General features: G+C 66.9%; 15 protein-coding genes and 1 tRNA gene. 11 read left to right on the forward strand and 5 right to left on the reverse strand.

All coding sequences use genetic code 11. From position 1 onward, the window contains the following. Positions 1-37: 37 nt before the first annotated feature. The 6 genes from MKI84_RS00875 (at position 38) to MKI84_RS00900 (ending at position 7017) form a co-directional block, all read left to right on the forward strand. The gene (locus MKI84_RS00875; protein WP_241616085.1) at positions 38-1459 is read left to right on the forward strand and encodes a DegQ family serine endoprotease; all 1422 of its coding nucleotides are present in this window, start codon (positions 38-40) and stop codon (positions 1457-1459) included. Positions 1460-1462: 3 nt separating this feature from the next. Further along, a complete protein-coding gene (locus tag MKI84_RS00880) occupies positions 1463-2782 on the forward strand; it encodes a replication-associated recombination protein A (RefSeq protein WP_241616086.1) in 1320 nt (439 codons plus the stop codon). Continuing rightward, positions 2779-3162, forward strand: coding sequence for a fluoride efflux transporter CrcB (gene crcB / locus MKI84_RS00885; RefSeq protein ID WP_241616087.1), 384 nt, complete (start codon positions 2779-2781; stop codon positions 3160-3162). Before MKI84_RS00880 ends, crcB begins: the two co-directional genes overlap by 4 nt. Positions 3163-3248: 86 nt before the next feature. Then, a complete protein-coding gene (locus MKI84_RS00890) occupies positions 3249-4334 on the forward strand; it encodes an RluA family pseudouridine synthase (protein ID WP_241616088.1) in 1086 nt (361 codons plus the stop codon). 348 nt (positions 4335-4682) lie between these two features. Continuing rightward, positions 4683-6110, forward strand: a complete 1428-nt coding sequence (locus MKI84_RS00895) for an exopolysaccharide biosynthesis polyprenyl glycosylphosphotransferase (RefSeq protein ID WP_241616089.1) — start codon at positions 4683-4685, stop codon at positions 6108-6110. 127 nt (positions 6111-6237) lie between these two features. Beyond that, positions 6238-7017, forward strand: coding sequence for a polysaccharide deacetylase family protein (locus MKI84_RS00900; protein WP_241616090.1), 780 nt, complete (start codon positions 6238-6240; stop codon positions 7015-7017). Positions 7018-7044: 27 nt separating this feature from the next. On the opposite strand, the gene MKI84_RS00905 is transcribed toward MKI84_RS00900, so the two are convergent. Continuing rightward, a complete protein-coding gene (locus tag MKI84_RS00905; protein ID WP_241616091.1) occupies positions 7045-7929 on the reverse strand; it encodes a LytTR family DNA-binding domain-containing protein in 885 nt (294 codons plus the stop codon). 349 nt (positions 7930-8278) lie between these two features. Here MKI84_RS00905 and MKI84_RS00910 point away from each other — a divergent pair, with 349 nt between their 5' ends. Continuing rightward, a complete protein-coding gene (locus MKI84_RS00910) occupies positions 8279-8809 on the forward strand; it encodes a methyltransferase family protein (protein WP_241616092.1) in 531 nt (176 codons plus the stop codon). 150 nt (positions 8810-8959) lie between these two features. On the opposite strand, the gene MKI84_RS00915 is transcribed toward MKI84_RS00910, so the two are convergent. Beyond that, positions 8960-9044, reverse strand: a tRNA-Leu gene (locus tag MKI84_RS00915). 193 nt (positions 9045-9237) lie between these two features. Between MKI84_RS00915 and lipB the strand changes: the two genes are divergently transcribed. Further along, the gene (gene lipB / locus MKI84_RS00920; RefSeq protein ID WP_241616093.1) at positions 9238-9957 is read left to right on the forward strand and encodes a lipoyl(octanoyl) transferase LipB; all 720 of its coding nucleotides are present in this window, start codon (positions 9238-9240) and stop codon (positions 9955-9957) included. A 6-nt stretch (positions 9958-9963) separates the two neighbouring features. On the opposite strand, the gene MKI84_RS00925 is transcribed toward lipB, so the two are convergent. Further along, positions 9964-10248: an acylphosphatase gene (locus tag MKI84_RS00925; RefSeq protein WP_241616094.1), complete on the reverse strand. Its 285-nt coding sequence runs from the start codon at positions 10246-10248 to the stop codon at positions 9964-9966. Positions 10249-10407: 159 nt separating this feature from the next. Here MKI84_RS00925 and mgtE point away from each other — a divergent pair, with 159 nt between their 5' ends. The 3 genes from mgtE (at position 10408) to MKI84_RS00940 (ending at position 15035) form a co-directional block, all read left to right on the forward strand. Further along, complete coding sequence (mgtE, locus tag MKI84_RS00930; RefSeq protein WP_241616095.1) at positions 10408-11808, forward strand: magnesium transporter; 1401 nt, start codon at positions 10408-10410, stop codon at positions 11806-11808. A gap of 183 nt (positions 11809-11991) precedes the next feature. Further along, positions 11992-14220 carry a bifunctional diguanylate cyclase/phosphodiesterase gene (locus MKI84_RS00935; RefSeq protein WP_241616096.1) on the forward strand — a complete coding sequence of 743 codons (2229 nt, stop codon included), beginning with the start codon at positions 11992-11994 and terminating at the stop codon, positions 14218-14220. Between the two features lie 17 nt (positions 14221-14237). After that, entirely contained in the window at positions 14238-15035 is a 798-nt protein-coding gene (locus MKI84_RS00940) for a YdcF family protein (protein ID WP_241616097.1), read from the forward strand. Positions 15036-15048: 13 nt separating this feature from the next. On the opposite strand, the gene MKI84_RS00945 is transcribed toward MKI84_RS00940, so the two are convergent. After that, complete coding sequence (locus MKI84_RS00945) at positions 15049-15345, reverse strand: DUF3253 domain-containing protein (protein WP_241616098.1); 297 nt, start codon at positions 15343-15345, stop codon at positions 15049-15051. Continuing rightward, positions 15342-16031 carry a DUF599 domain-containing protein gene (locus MKI84_RS00950; protein WP_241616099.1) on the reverse strand — a complete coding sequence of 230 codons (690 nt, stop codon included), beginning with the start codon at positions 16029-16031 and terminating at the stop codon, positions 15342-15344. Before MKI84_RS00950 ends, MKI84_RS00945 begins: the two co-directional genes overlap by 4 nt. Positions 16032-16397: the final 366 nt, after the last annotated feature.

Below are 16397 nucleotides of genomic sequence, written 5' to 3' on the forward strand. Positions count from 1 at the left end.
CCTTTCTCCGCCATCGGGCGAGGTTTATATCTTCGCCATGAACATGCTGTCGCGCTTCGCCCTCGCTTTCATCCTCGTCGCAACCATCGTTCCCGCGCAGGCCCAGCAGCCGCGCGTGCCGGCCTCGCGCGCCGAGATCGGTCTGTCGTTCGCTCCCGTGGTGGCGCGCACCGCGCCGGGGATCGTCAACGTCTACGCCCTGAAAAGCATGCCGCGGAATAACCCGCTGCTGGACGATCCGTTTTTCCGCCGCTTCTTCGGCGATCGCGGGGGCCCGGATGTGCCAGGCTTCGATGGGCCGAGCGAGCGCATCCAGCGCTCGCTGGGTTCCGGTGTCCTGGTCGATCCCAGTGGCATCGTGGTGACCAACAACCATGTTATCGAGGGCGCGGACGAGGTGCGGGTCGCGCTCGCCGATAAGCGCGAATTCGACGCGGAGCTGGTGCTGCGCGATCAGCGCACCGATCTCGCCATCCTGCGGCTCAAGGGCGGGAAGGGCGCTTTCCCGTTCGCGGAGCTCGGTTCGTCGGATGACCTGGAAGTGGGCGACATCGTGCTCGCCATCGGCAACCCCTTCGGCGTGGGCCAGACGGTGACGCAGGGCATTGTCTCCGCGCTCGCCCGCACCCAGCTCGGCATCACCGATTACGGCTTCTTCATCCAGACCGACGCGGCGATCAATCCGGGCAATTCGGGCGGCGCACTGGTTGACGGCGCCGGGCGGGTGGTCGGCATCAATACCGCGATCTTCTCGCGCTCCGGCGGCTCGCAGGGCATCGGCTTCGCGATTCCGGCCGACATGGTGCGCGTGGTGCTGCAATCCGCGCTCGGCGGCAGCAAGGTGGTGCGCCGCCCCTGGCTCGGCGCCAATCTGCAAAAGGTGACGGTCGATATCGCCGAGGGGCTCGACCTTCCGCGCCCGACCGGCGCGCTGGTGCAGAGCGTCGTGCCGCGAAGCCCGGCGGCCGGCGCGGGCCTGAAGCCCGGCGATCTGATCGTCTCGGTGGCCGGCCAGGCGATCGACGACCCCGACGGCTTTGGCTACCGCTTCGCCACTCGGCCGCTCGGCGGCTCGACGCAACTCGGAATCATCCGGCAGGGCCGCGAGATGTCGCTGGATGTGGCGCTGCAATCGGCGCCGGAAACAACGCCGCGCGATGAGCTGACGCTCGACAATAGATCGCCCTTCGCCGGCGCGACGGTGGTCAATCTGTCGCCTGCCGTCGCGGAGGAAATGCGCACCATCGAGGTGGAGAGCGGCGTGGTCGTCACGGCGGTCGCTGAGAATTCGCCGGCCGAGCGCTTCAACCTGCGCGCGGGGGACGTTGTGCTGGAGGTGAACGGTACCGAGATTGCCCACACGGCGGATCTCGCGCAGGTCACCGCCCAGCGCTCACGGATCTGGCGCATCACGCTCCAGCGCGGCGGGCGCAAGCTCACCGCCATGCTTCCGGGGTGAGGCGTGTCCGATCTTTTCGCTTCGGCCGGTCTGGATAACGCGGCACCGCGGCCGCTGGCGGACCGGCTGCGCCCGCAGCAACTCTCCGAGGTGGTCGGGCAGGAGCACCTGACCGGGCCAGACGGCATGCTGACCCGGATGATCACCAATCACGCGCTCGGCTCGCTGGTGTTCTGGGGCCCCCCCGGCACCGGCAAGACCACGGTGGCGCGGCTGCTGGCGCGGCAGACCGATCTGCATTTCGAGCAGATTTCCGCGATCTTCACCGGCGTCGCCGACTTAAAAAAGGTGTTCGAGGCCGCGCGCGGGCGCCGGGCGATCGGGCAGGGCACGCTGCTGTTCGTGGATGAGATTCACCGCTTCAACCGCGCCCAGCAGGACAGTTTCCTGCCGGTGATGGAAGACGGCACGGTGACGCTGATCGGCGCGACGACCGAAAATCCGTCTTTCGAGCTCAACGCGGCGCTGCTTTCGCGCGCGCGTGTCCTCGTGTTCAAACCGCTGGATGCTGCCGCCATCGAGGGCCTGCTGGAGCGCGCCGAGGCGCTGGAGGGGCGGCGGCTTCCCATCGATGCGGAGGCCCGCTCCGCGCTGGCCGGGATGGCGGACGGCGACGGGCGCTATCTTCTCGGTCTGGTCGAGGAACTGCTCTCGCTGCCGCCGGGGCCGGACCTCGATGTCGCGGCGCTCGCCGCGACCATGCAGAAGCGCGCACCAGTCTACGATAAGGGGCAGGACGAGCATTACAATCTGCTGAGCTGCTTCCACAAGAGCCTGCGCGGCTCGGATGCCAGCGCGGCGATGTACTGGGCGGCGCGCATGATCGTGGGTGGCGAGGACCCCGGCACGATCTTCCGCCGGCTGTGCTGCGCGGCGTCCGAGGATGTCGGCATGGCCGACCCGCAGGCCATGCCGCAGGTGGTGGCGGCATGGACGGCGTTTGAGAGAGTGGGCTGGCCGGAAGGGCGGCTGTTCCTGGCGCAGGCCATCGCCTATGTCGCGACCGCTCCGAAATCGAACGCGTCCTATTCCGCCTTCAACGCCGCCATGGCGCTGGCGCAGAAGACCGGCTCGCTGCAGCCGCCCCGGCACATTCTCAATGCGCCGACCAAGCTGATGAAGGATCTCGGCTACCACGCCGGCTATCAATATGATCACGACTACCCGGACGCCTATGCCGGGCAGAGCTTTTTCCCGGACGAGCTGGCGCCGGACGGCCATCTCGACCTCTACCGGCCCAATGAGCGCGGCTTTGAGCGCGAGGTGAAGAAGCGGCTCGATTATTGGGCGCGGCTGCGCGCGGAAAGGCGGGGCAAGGAATGAACGCTCTGGTGCTGGTCTTTCTGGGTGCGGGAATTGGCGGGATGTTCCGGTACGGTGTGAACGTGTACGCCCCCCGCCTGTTCGGCACGAGCTTTCCGGCCGGCACCATGTGCGTCAACGTGCTCGGCTCCTTCCTGATCGGCTGCGTCGCCGGCTGGTTGACCTTCAAGATGGCGGCGCCGTGGTCGCAATCGGCGCGGCTTTTCGCCGTGACCGGCGTTCTCGGCGGCTTCACGACCTTCTCCGCCTTTTCGCTGGAGACGGCTCTGCTGGTCGATCGCGGGGCAACCGGGCTTGCCGCGCTCTATGTCGGCGGCTCGGTGGCGCTGTCGCTGGTCGGGGTGTTCGGCGGGCTGGCGCTGGTCCGGGCGCTGGCGTGAATGCCGCGCACGCCGATTGTAGCTCGTAAAGCGTGACGTGGGGCCCGGTCTCGGCTATCTGCTGGGGTTTGAGGAGATTGCATTCCATGGCCGTCGAGACACGCAACGTCGACCGCGACGAAGAGGGCATGCGCCTGGACCGCTGGTTCAAGGCGCATTTCCCGGATCTGTCCTTCGGCCATCTCCAGAAGCTGCTGCGCAGTGGGCAGGTCCGCGTCGATGGCGGGCGGGTAAAGACCAATACGCGGCTCTCGGCCGGACAGGCCATCCGCATTCCTCCGCTGGAAGAGAAGCCGCAGCCCTCCGCCGCCGATTTTCTGGAGGCTCAGGAGGCGGTGGCGCGTGGCGAGGCGCCCCCGCGGCTGCCGCGTGCGCCATCGGGTGAACCGCTGGCGGCGCCGGCGGTGAAGCGGGCCTCCTCCGACGACAAGGACGCCGCCGCGCTGCGCGACATGACGCTGTATGAGGACCGCGACGTGCTGGTGCTGAACAAGCCGTTCGGCCTCGCGGTGCAGGGCGGCTCGGGCACCTATCGCCATGTCGACGGCATGCTTGAGGCGCTGCGCGGTTCGGACGGCCAGAAGCCGCGCCTCGTCCACCGTATCGACAAGGACACCTCCGGCATCCTGCTGGTGGCGAAATCGCGTCTCGCAGCCTCGACGCTCGCCAAGACCTTCCGTTCGCGTTCGGCTCGCAAGGTTTACTGGGCGCTGGTACCCGGCGTTCCGAAGCCGCGTCAGGGGCGCATCTCGACCTATCTCGCCAAGGACGAGGCGGCCGAGCGCATGCGGGTTGCCCGCCATGGCGAGGATGAGGCGAGCCACGCCATCTCCTATTACGCCGTGGTGGATCATGCCGGGCAGAAGCTGTCCTGGCTGTCGCTGAAGCCGGTGACCGGGCGCACCCATCAATTGCGCGCCCATGCCGCCCATATCGGGCACCCGATCGTCGGCGATCCGAAATATTTCGACATCGAGAACTGGCCGCTGCCCGGCGGGCTGCAGAACCGCCTGCATCTGCTGGCGCGCCGGCTGGTTATACCGCACCCGCGCGGCGATGATCGCCTGATAGACGTTTCCGCACCGCTGCCGCCTCATATGCAGCAGAGCTGGAACGTGCTCGGCTTCGATGCCTCGCACTACGACCCGATCGTCGACGCGCCGGAAAGCTGACGGCGCACCGCGCGCCTCAAAATATGCCCGACATCTGGCGGCTGCTATCAATACGTCATATGATTAAACTATATGCGCGCATTCTGTCGGCGCGGATCGAACCTGTGTCTGGAATCCTGCCTTCAGGGCATGTCCGTCGGGTGCGTCCTTCATAAAGGCGCAGGATTATTGGAGTTAAAAGGGACGTCCGCCTGCATTGAGGGCGGCCCGGCCTGATATCAGAGCCTGAGGCTCTGCTGATGGTCTGCGAATTGCTTGGAGCTATTTTGCGGAGGGGCAGCGGTTTGCGACGCTGTCGTTCCGGCCTATTTTTTAAACTGACTGTTGGGGGAATTGGAACAGTCGGCCATGAGCGATATTCGACTTTACAATCTTGCCGACGCCCCGCGTGACAAGCGGCGCGCGCGGCGTTTTTCCAGCGGCTTTCTGACCCGCTATCGTCATGTCGTGCGCTATGCCCTGGTCGTCGGTGCGGCGCTGCTCGACATGCTGTGCTTCGCGCTTGCCGGGTGGGCGGCCTCTGCCATCCGCTATGACGGCTTTCAGATCGAAAACGTGTCGGACGCCGCCGCGCTGCTGGCGCCGATCTATCTGCTCGCAGCCTTCCTGCTGCGTGCCTACGACATACGCACGCTCCGGGTACTCGGGCGAACGCTGCTGGCGGCCTTCCTGGCCCTGTGCATCGCGGTTGCGATCGGCTTCTTCGTCATCTTTGCGCTGAAGGTAAGCCAGGACCTATCCCGCGTTGAGACCGCAAATACGCTGGTGATCGTGCTCTCGCTGCTCTGGGCCAGCCGGATCGTCGGCTATCGGCTGCTGCGGCGGCTACTGGCACCGGCGATCGAGCCGCGCATCGTGGTGCTGACCGACGGTACCGGGATCGAGCGGCGCTCGGGCAACCGGGCGACCATGCTGGTCGATGTGCGCAACAGCGGACTGGTGCCGGAATTGAGCGATCCCGGCTTTTTCGACCGAATAGGCCGGCTCGCCCGCGATGCCGACCGCATCGTGCTTTCCTTCGCCGACCCGCGTGACCGGCAGCTCTGGTCACGCGCGATGCGGCTGAGCGGTTATGACGCCGAGGTGGTCGCCGATACCGGTGACATGCTCCCGCTCGCGCTGTCGAGCTGGGAAAACCACCCCACGCTGGTGATCTCGCGCGGACCGCTCAATCTCGGCGAGCGTTTCGTCAAGCGCCTGTTCGATCTGGTGGTGACCAGTGGCATGCTGCTGGTGTTCGGCCCGGTCATCGGGCTGTTCGCCATTCTGGTAAAACTCGATTCGCCCGGTCCCGCCTTCTTCGTGCAGGAGCGCGTCGGGCGGAACAACCGATCCTATCGCTGTTTCAAGCTGCGCTCGATGCGCACGGATCGCACCGACGACACCGGTGGCGTCTCGGCCTCGCGCGACGACGATCGCGTCACCCGGCTGGGCAAGTTCCTGCGACGCAGCAGCATCGACGAGCTGCCGCAACTCTTCAACGTGCTGTTCGGGGACATGAGCCTGGTCGGTCCCCGGCCTCACGCGCTGGGGTCCCGGGCGGAGGGGGCGCTGTTCTGGGAACTGGTGCCGGACTATTGGAGCCGCCACGCCATGAAGCCCGGCGTCACCGGCTTGGCTCAGGTGCGCGGCTTCCGTGGGGCCACCCATCACCGCACGGATATCGAGCAGCGTGTCGCCGCCGATCTCGAATACATCAATGGCTGGTCGCTGTGGCTGGACATCAAGATCCTGTTGATGACCGTCCGCGTCACGGTGCACCATAACGCCTATTGAGCCGCCATCTGAGGGGGCAGGAGAGGCGGACAAGCCGGCCTTGCAGGGCATGTCCGCCAATCTCCCGATTCCATCCGGCCTAAAAAGCGGCTAGGCACGGGTGCCCGACACTGGTTTGGAACTCGACATGCCGTCGCTCCCTCGGCTCGCCGCCCTGCTCATCATGGCCTCCTGTTCATCGCAGGCGCTGGCCGCTGCCTCCTGTGACGGCAAGCTCGGCACCTCGCGGGTGATGGAGGTCGATGCGCGCGGCCTTCAGGTCGGCACCAAGCATTTCCCTCAGACGCTTGATCTCGCAGAGGGCGAGGTCGTGCTCACCTTCGATGACGGACCGTTTCCCGCGACCACACCGGCGGCGCTGAAGGCGCTGCGCGAAGCCTGTGTGCAGGCGACCTTTTTCGTGGTCGGCCGCAATGCGGCGGCGCATCCCGATCTCCTGAAACGCATCATCCGGGACGGCCACACCGTCGGCCATCACAGCCAGACCCATCCGATGACGCTGGCGGATATGCCCTTCGACAAGGCTGTCGCCGATATCGAAAAGGGCATCGCCTCCGACGAGAAGGCGGCCTATGGCACGGCCGGCGCCCATCCGCGCGTGCCGTTCTTCCGCTTTCCCGGCTTCGGCTCCTCGCCTGAGCTGCTGGATTATCTGTCCAAGCGCGGTATCGGCGTGTTCGGAGCCGATCTGTGGGCCGGCGACTGGGTGCAGATGACGCCCGAGGTGCAGTTGCATCTGGTGATGGAGCGTTTGGCTCATGCCAAGCGCGGCATCATCCTGTTCCACGACACCCGCGCGCAGACCGTAAAGATGCTGCCCGCCTTCCTGGCCGCGCTCCAGGCCGGCGGCTACAAGGTGGTGCACATCGTGCCGGCCATGTCCGAAACAGCGGCGGTGCCGCAATAAGCGGCATGTGCGGTCAGGTCGGAGGGCTCACGCGCAGGCATTCTCCCGGCCGATAGCGGCCTCCTCCAGCGGGGAGGCCGCGACGTCGAGCGCTTCTGCAACCTGCTGCAGGTAGCGCTGTGACACCGGCGCGCGCAACCCGTTGCTGAGCTGCACCATGCCGGTGCGGCCCGCACGCTCGAAACGTTCCACCGCGCCATCGGCCACCCACCATGAGCGGTGCACCTGCCGCCCCGGCACCGGCTGGGTGCGGGCGATGGCATCGCGCAGGCGCATCAGGACCAGGGTGGAGCCGTGCGTGGTGTGCACGCGCACATAGTGGTCCTGCATCTCCAGGCAGACCAGCGGTCCGCGGATGTCCGGCGGAAGCTGCAGGATCAGCGGGCAGGTGAGACCGGCGGAGGGTAGCGCGTCGTCCGCAGCCGCCGGCAGGGCCGGGCTGTCATGGCGCGCCTCGAATTCGGCACGCCCTGCGGCTTGCGCCGAACGGACCAGAGGCGCGACCAGACGATCGCCGACAGGCATGAAGGCTGAGCCAAGCACGAGGATCTGGCAATACAGCTCGGTGACCTCAGCGACGGAGGGGTGCCAGCCATGCAGCGCCTCGATCGCGCCCCCGACGATGCCGATCATCGGAACCGCGGCGAGCGCGAGCGTGACGGCACGTCGCGGCCAGCTATGGAGCGCCCCGACCGTCGGGCTGCGTGCCAACAACTGCTCGCTCACTGCGACGAGCACGAACCAACTGGCCAGCACTCCGCTCCAGAATCCCATCCGTGCGAGAAACGATCCCTCGACGAGGTCGAACGGTCCGATCCAGGCCAGGGCCGGACTGACGGCGAGCGCCACCACGATCTCGGCCGAGCGCAGTCGGAACCACGCGTCATCCCAGAAAATCGCGAATTCGCGCATCGCGAAAGCTCCCCATCCGCACATGTCGGCACGGTAGCGAAGAATCTGGCGCAATTGCGAAACCGCCATGGCGGCGCGGTGGGGGAGGGCGGAGCAATGGCGTTCACCGCTTCCCTTCGCCCCAAGAGCCGAGCTCAACCATGACATTGCCCGCCATTCCCCGCCGCCGGCGCCGATGCCAGCGCGCCGATGGCCCCTCGGGCCGGCTTTCGGGCCGGTTCCGATGAGGGCGGCGGGGAGTGAGCCGCAGGCGGGCGGCGGCACCCGCGCACGGCGTGGATATCTCGACCAGCATGGCCGAATCGCAGTGCTCGGCATCTGCGTTGGCCTCGTCGCAGGGGGAATTCTGGTGTCCCGCAGCGTCTGGGCGCCCGATTCGCTGGCATTCAGCCTGCTGCGCGCCTTGGGGCAGAGCTTCATCCTGACAGCCACGCTCGGCCGCCTATGGTGCACGCTCTATATTGGTGGGCGCAAGAATGCGACGCTGGTGACCGAAGGGCCGTACTCGGTCACGCGCAACCCGCTCTATCTGTTCTCGATCATCGGCGCAGCCGGGGCGGGGCTGGCCTTTGGCAGTCTTGTGGCGGCGCTGGTGCTTGGCGGCGTCAGCTTCCTCCAGCTTCGCCACACCGCGCAACGGGAGGAGAGGCTGCTCGCCGGCCGTTTCGGCGGCGCCTATGCCGCCTACGCGCGGCGGGTGCCGCTGCTCTGGCCGCGCCTTGCGGCGTACCGCGAGGCGGAGGCGCCCCGCTTCCATCCGCGCGTGCTCGCCCGCGCGCTACGCGACGCGCTGCTGTTCCTGCTGGTGCTGCCGGTCGCGGAAATGATCGATTACGCGCGCGCAACGGGATTGCTGCCGCGTCTTCTGCCGCTGCTTTGAGCGCGCCGCAGGCATCAGGGATCGTCGCCGGCACATCGAGGGAAGGTCGTTCACGCGGTGGGCCGGGCCACACCGGCCGGGCACCCGGGGCAGGGCGGCCGAAGCCGGCTCCTGCTTTCAGGCATCGAATGAATGCGCACCTGAAGAAGATGGTGCGGTCGAGAGGACTCGAACCTCCACGGTGTTACCCACTGCCACCTCAAGGCAGCGCGTCTACCAATTCCGCCACGACCGCATCGCCAACCGCCGGAAAAGCCGAAGAGTGGCTACCGACGCGGGCGGGCATCGTCTAACAGATCGCCCGAGGGTCCACAAGAGCCGCAAGCCGCAGTTCCGCACAGGGCTGTGAACAGTCGCGCCGGCCATGCAGGCCGGCAGGGCAGACAGAGGGCGTTGCGATGATTATGTGTGGCGACAGGAGCCGCACCATGAGCACCATCGAGACCGCACGCGCGCCTGCGAGGCAGGAACTGGAGACCACCCTGTTGCCGTCGCCGGGCGCTGCCCCGGTGCGCTGGCGCGTGTCCGACGGGCTGCTGGATTACGCGGAGGCGCTCGCCGAGATGGATCGCCTCGCTGAGGCGATCGCCAGCGGGCGCGAGCCGGAGACCGTCTGGCTGCTGGAGCACCCGCCGCTTTACACCGCCGGCACCAGCGCGCGGCGCGAGGACCTGATGGAGCCGGAGCGCTTTCCCGTGTTCGAGACCGGCAGGGGCGGGCAGTTCACCTATCACGGCCCCGGCCAGCGCGTGGCCTATGTGATGCTGGACCTCAAGCGGCGCACGCCCGATCTGCGGCGCTACGTGGCGACGCTGGAGGAATGGCTTATCCGTACGCTGTGGTCGTTCCACATTCGCGGCGAGCGGCGTGAGGATCGCGTGGGGGTGTGGGTGGTGCACCCCACCAAGGCCGGACCGGGCGAGGACAAGATCGCCGCGCTCGGCATCCGGGTGCGGCGCTGGGTGACCATGCACGGCATCTCGCTGAACGTGGACCCCGAGCTGTCGCATTTCGAGGGAATCGTCCCGTGCGGCGTACGCGAGCACGGCGTGACCAGTCTCGTGGAACTCGGCCTGCCCGTGACCATGGCCGATGTCGATATCGCGCTGCGGCGTGAGTTCGAGGCGCTGTTCGGCGCGACCGAGTAACGCTGCTCAAGTCGTCGGCCGTACCTCGAACCCGGTGGCGCGTGTCGCCGGGATCTCGGCAGTATCGATCGCGCTGACGCTGGCCGCCGGCGGCCCCTGCCGACAGGCCGCGATCATTTGCGCCACGGCGCCGGCCTCGCCTTCGATCTCCGCTTCCACCGTGCCATCGCGGCGGTTGCGTACCCATCCGCGCAGGCTGCGGCGACGTGCCTCGCTCGCGAGCCAGGCGCGGTAGCCGACGCCCTGAACCCGGCCGTGAACCAACAGATGCACCGCCTTTTCCACCGTCATGATACCACCCGGCGCCCGGTCTCGCGCCGCGCCGCGCGCCCATACCTGAAGCCGGGCTTTGCCATGCGCCACGCGGGGTGAAAGCTGATTTGCGTTCGGCGCCAATGCTTCATAGAACGACTCCATTCCTCGATTCAGTGGCCGAACCCGGAGTGCGGCATGCGCGACGAAGACGAGCTCGCCGGCACTTCGGCTGCGCGCCCGCCCGAGCCGGAACGCAATCCGGCCGAGGAGCCCGCCTTTATCGAGCGCGTCGTCGCGGCGGTCGATGATGGCGATGTCGACGCGCTGCGCCAGCAGATCTCCGAGCTGCACGAAACCGACCTGGCCCGCCTGCTGGAAGCGCTGCCCGCCGCGGAACGGCCCCGGCTGATCGAACTGCTCGGCTCGGACTTCGACTTTACCGCGCTCACCGAGCTCGACGAAACCGTCCGCGTGCAGATCCTTGAGGAGCTGTCGACCAAGACCGTGGTCGAGGGCGTGCGCGATCTCGATTCCGACGACGCGGTCTACATTCTCGAAGACCTCGACGATGCCGACAAGCAGGAGATTCTCGGCCATCTGCCGACGCTCGAGCGCGCTGCGCTGCAGCGCAGCCTCGACTACCCGGAAGAAAGCGCCGGCCGGCGCATGCAGACCGAGTTCATCGCGCTGCCGCCGTTCTGGACTGTCGGGCAGACGCTGGATTATCTCGGCGAGACCGAAGGGCTGCCGGAGACCTTCTTCGAGGTTTTCGTGGTCGATCCGACCTACCGCCTCACCGGCTCGGTGCCGCTCGATCGGCTTTTGCGCACCAAGCGCGGCATGAAGCTCGGCGACGTGGTGATGCCCGACCGCCATGTGGTCAAGGCGATCGACGACCAGGAGGACGTGGCGCGCGTCTTCGAGCGCTACAACCTCATCTCCGCACCGGTGGTCGACGATGCCGGCCGGCTGGTCGGCGTGCTCACCGTCGACGACATCGTGGACGTTATCCAGGAGGAAGCCGAAGAGGACCTGAAGGCGCTGGGCGGCGTCGCCGGCGACGAGGAGCTGTCGGACAGCTTCTGGTACATCGCGCGCAGCCGCTTCTCATGGCTGCTGCTCAACCTCATCGCCGCGAACATCGCCTCCTTCGTCATCGCGCTGTTCGAGGACGAACTGCAGCGAATGGTCGCGCTGGCGGTGCTGATGCCGATCGTCGCCAGCCAGGGCGGCAATGCCGGTACCCAGACCATGACCGTCGCGGTGCGTGCCCTTGCCACCCGCGAGCTGCGCCCGAGCAACGCCAAGCGCGTGATCGCGCGCGAATTGCTGGTCGGCCTTTTCAATGGCGTGGTGTTCGCGGTGATTATGGCCGGCGTGGTGTTTGCACGCTTCGGCATTGCCGATCTCGGTTTCGTCATCGGGCTGGCGATGATCATCAACCTTGTCGCGGCGGCGCTGGGTGGCATCTTGATACCCTTGACGCTTGACCGCCTGAAGGTGGATCCTGCGGTGTCGTCGGGACCGTTCGTGACCACGATCACTGATGTGGTCGGATTCTTCGCCTTTCTGGGCATCGCGTCGCTATGGTTCTGACTACGGCAAACGGCGCTGGAAAAATGCCGTCGCTTCGCGCAGCATTAACCCATCGCGTCTAGATTGCTCCGTGAGCGGGAGGAGCCAATGAGGACGCCCACCGGCGCCCTTCATCGGGCTCCGCCAGAGAGTGACGTGTCGGCCATGCGGCGTGGTTGGTCTTCCGAGGGTTTGCGAGGCTCGGTGTCGATCCGTGCCGGCGACCGGATGATCGCCGCTGTCATTCTGGTCATACTCGCGGCGGTGGTGGCCATGGGCGCCTTCTCGCTGCTGGCCGCCGAGCGCATCGACGCCGCCGCCCGCGTGCGCGGCGTCGAGCTGGTGCGCAATTCGCTGGAACGCCGCGCCACCTATCTCCAGCGTGACCTCGCAAGCTTCGCGCACTGGGACGAGTCGGTGCTGCGCACGGCCTATTATCTCGACGCCGACTGGGTTCACCGCAATTTCGGCCGCTGGCTGCACGACACCCAGCAGCATGACCGCTCCTATATCGTCGTCGAAAGCGGGGTGGCCTACGCCTCCATAGACGGCAATCTGGTGCCTCCCGATTCCGCGCCTTTCGACGGCGCCGCGATCATGCCGGTGGTCGACAAGGTGCGGGCGGCCTATCTCGAACGCGTCGCCCAGTTCGAGAAGCGGGTCGAGACCACGCCGGAGGCGGGCCGCGACCTGCCGCCGGTCTTCGAGTCCGGTTATGTCCGCGTGGACGGGCGTCCGGCGCTGGTTGGCGCCATCAGCATCACACCGGATTTCGGGCGGGTGGTCGTGCCGGACCATATGGCGCCGATCGCCGTCACCGTGCTGTTCCTCGATGAGGGATTTCTGCGCGACCTTCTCGGCGAGTTGCAGATCGTGAACCCGGTGATCTCGGACGAGGTGCCGTCCGCCGAACTCGAAGCGGTGGCGATTCCGTTCACGGGCGCGGATACGCCGCCGGCCTGGCTGAGCTGGCAGCCTGAAAATCCCGGCGGCTCGCTGATCCGCGCGCTGCTGCCGGCCCTGCTCGGCACGGCGGTGCTGCTGCTGACCTCAGCCGCCATCGTGCTCTGGTATGCCCGCCGTGCCACGCAGGACCTCGCCCATAGCGAGGCGCTGGCGACCCATCTGGCCTATGTGGATCCGCTCTGCGGGCTGGCCAACCGCGCCATGCTGATGCGCGAACTCGATGCGCGCGTCATGCGACTGGCGAACGGAGAGCGGCTCGCGGTGTTCTTCCTCGATCTCGACGGGTTCAAGGACATCAACGACACGCTCGGCCACCATGTCGGCGACATGCTGCTGATGGAGATCGGCACGCGGCTCCAGATGCTGCCGTTCCCCGATGGCGTGGCGTCGCGCTTCGGCGGCGACGAGTTCGTCATACTGGTGCCGGTGGGGCCGGGCCCGCAGGCGGTGGCCGAGGCCGGCGCGATCATCATCGACATGGTGCGCCAGCCGATGTCGATTGCCGGCCAGACCATGATCGTGGGTGGAACCATCGGTGCCACGCTGGCGCCCGACCACAGCCGCGAGGCCACCCAGCTCATCCGTCTCGCCGACATCGCGCTCTACCGCGCCAAGACCGAGGCGCGCGGCACGATGTTCGTGTTCGAGCCTCAGATGGAAAGCGAGCTGATGCGCCGGCGCGACATCGAGCTCGAATTGCAGCGCGCCCTCGTCGAGAACGAGCTGACGGTCTACTACCAGCCGCAATTCTCGGCCGACGGCGAGACCGTGATCGGCTTCGAGGCGCTGGTGCGGTGGCTTCATCCGGTCAAGGGTCTGATCTCGCCGGGCGAATTCGTGCCGATTGCCGAGCGCACCGGGCTGGTGACCGAACTCGACATGACGGTGCTGCGCCGCGCCTGCGAGCAGGCGAGGGGCTGGGGCGAGACCCGGCTGGCGGTGAACCTGTCGCCGGTGGATTTCCGCATGCCGAACCTTGCCGGCGCGGTGGCGGCCATCCTCGCGGAAACCGGGTTCCCGGCCGAGCGGCTGGAGATCGAAATCACCGAGAACCTGCTGTTCGAGAACCAGCCTGAGGCGTTTTCCGCGCTCTCCGCGCTGCGGCGCATGGGCGTGCGCATCGCGCTGGACGATTTCGGCTCCGGCTATTCCTCGCTCGGCTATCTGCGCCGGTTCCGGGTCGACACCATCAAGATCGACCGAAGCTTCACCCAGAACATCGCCCATACCGACGACGCGGCCGCCATCATCGATTGCGTGGTGCGCCTGGCGCGGGCGCTGGCTATTACGGTGACGGCGGAGGGTGTGGAGACGCGCGAGCAGCTGCGCTACCTGCAATCGGTGGGCTGCCACCATATGCAGGGCTTCCTCCTCGCCGGACCCATGCCGGTGGAGAGCGTCGCGCGCTATCTCGATCGCGCGGCCAATCCCGCCAGCGTGACGTACCAGCGCCGCCAGCGCGTTTGAGGGAGTGACCGGAGCGGATGTTCTTTCAGCTCTCAAAGATATTCTGGGCGATCGCCGTTCCCTCGACCTTTCTGACCATCGTCGCCGTGCTCGGCCTCGTGCTGCTGCTGTGCCGGCTGCGGCGGGTCGGCCTCGCGCTGATCTGTGCCGGTCTGCTGGGACTGGTGGTGTTCGGCCTCGGCCCTCCCGGCAGGGCGCTGACCGTCCCACTGGAGAACCGTTTCCCGTCCTTCGTCGATGATGGCTTACCGGTTCATGGCGTGGTCGTGCTCGGTGGAGGCGAGTTGCCGCTCATCACGCAGGCGCGGGGGCAGGCGAGCTTTCAGGAAGCCGGCGAGCGCATCACGACGCTGGCCGACCTCGCCCGCCGTTACCCGGACGCGAAGATCGTTTTCTCGGGCGGTAGCGGCGAACTGGTGCGCGAGACCCGTCTCAGCGAGGCCGACGTGGTGCGGATGGCGCTGCCCCAGCTCGGCATTCCGGTCGAGCGCGTCACCTTCGAGGATCGCTCGCGCAACACCGCCGAGAACGCCGCGTTCAGCCGCGATCTGGTGGCTCCCAAGCCGGGCGAGCGCTGGTTGCTGGTGACCTCGGCCTATCACATGCCGCGTGCCATGGGCTGCTTTCGCGTCGCCGATTTCGACGTCACCGCCTACCCGGTAGACTTCCGCACCACCGGCCATTCCCGCTGGACCGAGCCGTTCCGCAATGTCGCCGAAGGGCTGGCCTTCACCGATCTCGCGGTGCGCGAGTGGGTCGGGCTCGCGGTCTACTACCTGACCGGGCGTACCAATGCGCTGATGCCGGCGCCCTGAGCGGGCTGCTTGGTCACGCCTCGTCGTACCGCGGCAAGCCCAGCCGGTAGACGCCGCGGAAGTTCTCGGGATCGACCGGCTTGCCCTTGCGATAAATGACCAGTTGCCCCTCGCGCGCGAGCCGCACCGCCGCCTGCCGGATCGCGGGCAGCAGGCGCTGCCAGTCGCTCTCCGTTGCCAGTGCGCGGGCCACCTGCTCGGGCGCGACGCTGCGGCCGGCATCCGGAGCGGCGGCGGTGGCCAGGATGGCCAGCGCCACGGCATCGGTATCGGCGGAATCGGCGCCTTCCGGCGGCAGATCGGCGGTCATAGCGGCTCCTGGTCGTCGAGCACCCAGTGCGAATCGGGGCCGAACTGCCGGTTGGTCATCACGATGAAGATCGCGAGCGTGGCGGCCATGAAGGCCCAGGCGTTGATGTACCAGCCCAGATAGCCGATGGCGAAGAAGAAGGAGCGCTGTCCCCGGTTGAAGTGCCGGCCGGCCAGCGTCGCCATGCGCGCGGCCTTGAGCACATGAGCCTTGGCCTGCGGGGTGTGCGCCTCCGAGGGCGGCGGGGTCGAGCCGAGCAGGATGGTGGTGTAGTTGAACAGCCGGTACGCCCAGCCGAACTTGAAGAAGGCATTGGCGAAGATCAGCGTGATGCCGAGCGTCTTCAGCTCCCAGCTGGTGCGGTGGGGCGAGACGAAGGGCAGGTCGGCGAACAGCTTCATCACCGCGTCGGTGGATTGCAGGATCGCGAGCGCGGCGCCGATGGCCAGCAGCGAGGTCGAGGCGAAGAATGCCGTGCCATTTTGCAGCGCGGCAACGATCTGGGCATCGACGATGCGATTCTCGCGCGTCAGCATGCGCTGCATCCACTCGATCCGAAACGCGTCCATGCGGCGGTTGAGCGTGCGGCGTTCCGACCATTCGCCCTCCATCAGATAATGGTAGGCGATCCACGCGGCGATGAAGGCCGCGAAGGCGACGGCGTCGATAAAGCTGAAGCCCATCATGGGGTTGGATCCGTCTTTCCGGCGGCTGGTCGAGTGGGAGGTTTCCAGCCCGGTGCAGGATGACGGGCCGGGCGCCGCTGTTCAAGAGCGCGAGGTGGCGGGGTGGCTCTCGTTGCGACATGCGGGCGGCACGCGGGAGACATGCGCCTGGTGCAGTGGAATGTGACGATATTGCGATTGCGAAATCGGTAACCTTTTATTAAATATTGTTTCGTTCCGCGCGTCGGACAGGGAGTCGTTCCCGCAAGTCTACGCGGTAGTAGAGTTTACCCCGGAGTTCCACATGAATTCGGTTACCGAGCGCTCCTGTTGGGGAGTCGCACGTTGGGCCGTTGTGGCGTTTTTGACGGCAGTTGCACTGGTTTA

The sequence above is a fragment of the Ancylobacter gelatini genome, from assembly GCF_022601675.1.
Taxonomy (GTDB): Bacteria; Pseudomonadota; Alphaproteobacteria; order Rhizobiales; family Xanthobacteraceae; genus Ancylobacter; species Ancylobacter gelatini.

What these genes read in the sequence shown, in the direction of transcription:
- MKI84_RS00890 (WP_241616088.1), top strand. Translation starts at nt 3,249, where the DNA reads ATGGCCGTCGAGACACGCAACGTCGACCGCGACGAAGAGGGCATGCGC.
- lipB (WP_241616093.1), top strand. Translation starts at nt 9,238, where the DNA reads ATGAGCACCATCGAGACCGCACGCGCGCCTGCGAGGCAGGAACTGGAG.
- MKI84_RS00875 (WP_241616085.1), top strand. Translation starts at nt 38, where the DNA reads ATGAACATGCTGTCGCGCTTCGCCCTCGCTTTCATCCTCGTCGCAACC.
- MKI84_RS00940 (WP_241616097.1), top strand. Translation starts at nt 14,238, where the DNA reads ATGTTCTTTCAGCTCTCAAAGATATTCTGGGCGATCGCCGTTCCCTCG.
- MKI84_RS00950 (WP_241616099.1), bottom strand. Translation starts at nt 16,031, where the DNA reads ATGATGGGCTTCAGCTTTATCGACGCCGTCGCCTTCGCGGCCTTCATC.
- MKI84_RS00900 (WP_241616090.1), top strand. Translation starts at nt 6,238, where the DNA reads ATGCCGTCGCTCCCTCGGCTCGCCGCCCTGCTCATCATGGCCTCCTGT.
- crcB (WP_241616087.1), top strand. Translation starts at nt 2,779, where the DNA reads ATGAACGCTCTGGTGCTGGTCTTTCTGGGTGCGGGAATTGGCGGGATG.
- MKI84_RS00905 (WP_241616091.1), bottom strand. Translation starts at nt 7,929, where the DNA reads ATGCGCGAATTCGCGATTTTCTGGGATGACGCGTGGTTCCGACTGCGC.
- mgtE (WP_241616095.1), top strand. Translation starts at nt 10,408, where the DNA reads ATGCGCGACGAAGACGAGCTCGCCGGCACTTCGGCTGCGCGCCCGCCC.
- MKI84_RS00895 (WP_241616089.1), top strand. Translation starts at nt 4,683, where the DNA reads ATGAGCGATATTCGACTTTACAATCTTGCCGACGCCCCGCGTGACAAG.
- MKI84_RS00945 (WP_241616098.1), bottom strand. Translation starts at nt 15,345, where the DNA reads ATGACCGCCGATCTGCCGCCGGAAGGCGCCGATTCCGCCGATACCGAT.
- MKI84_RS00925 (WP_241616094.1), bottom strand. Translation starts at nt 10,248, where the DNA reads ATGACGGTGGAAAAGGCGGTGCATCTGTTGGTTCACGGCCGGGTTCAG.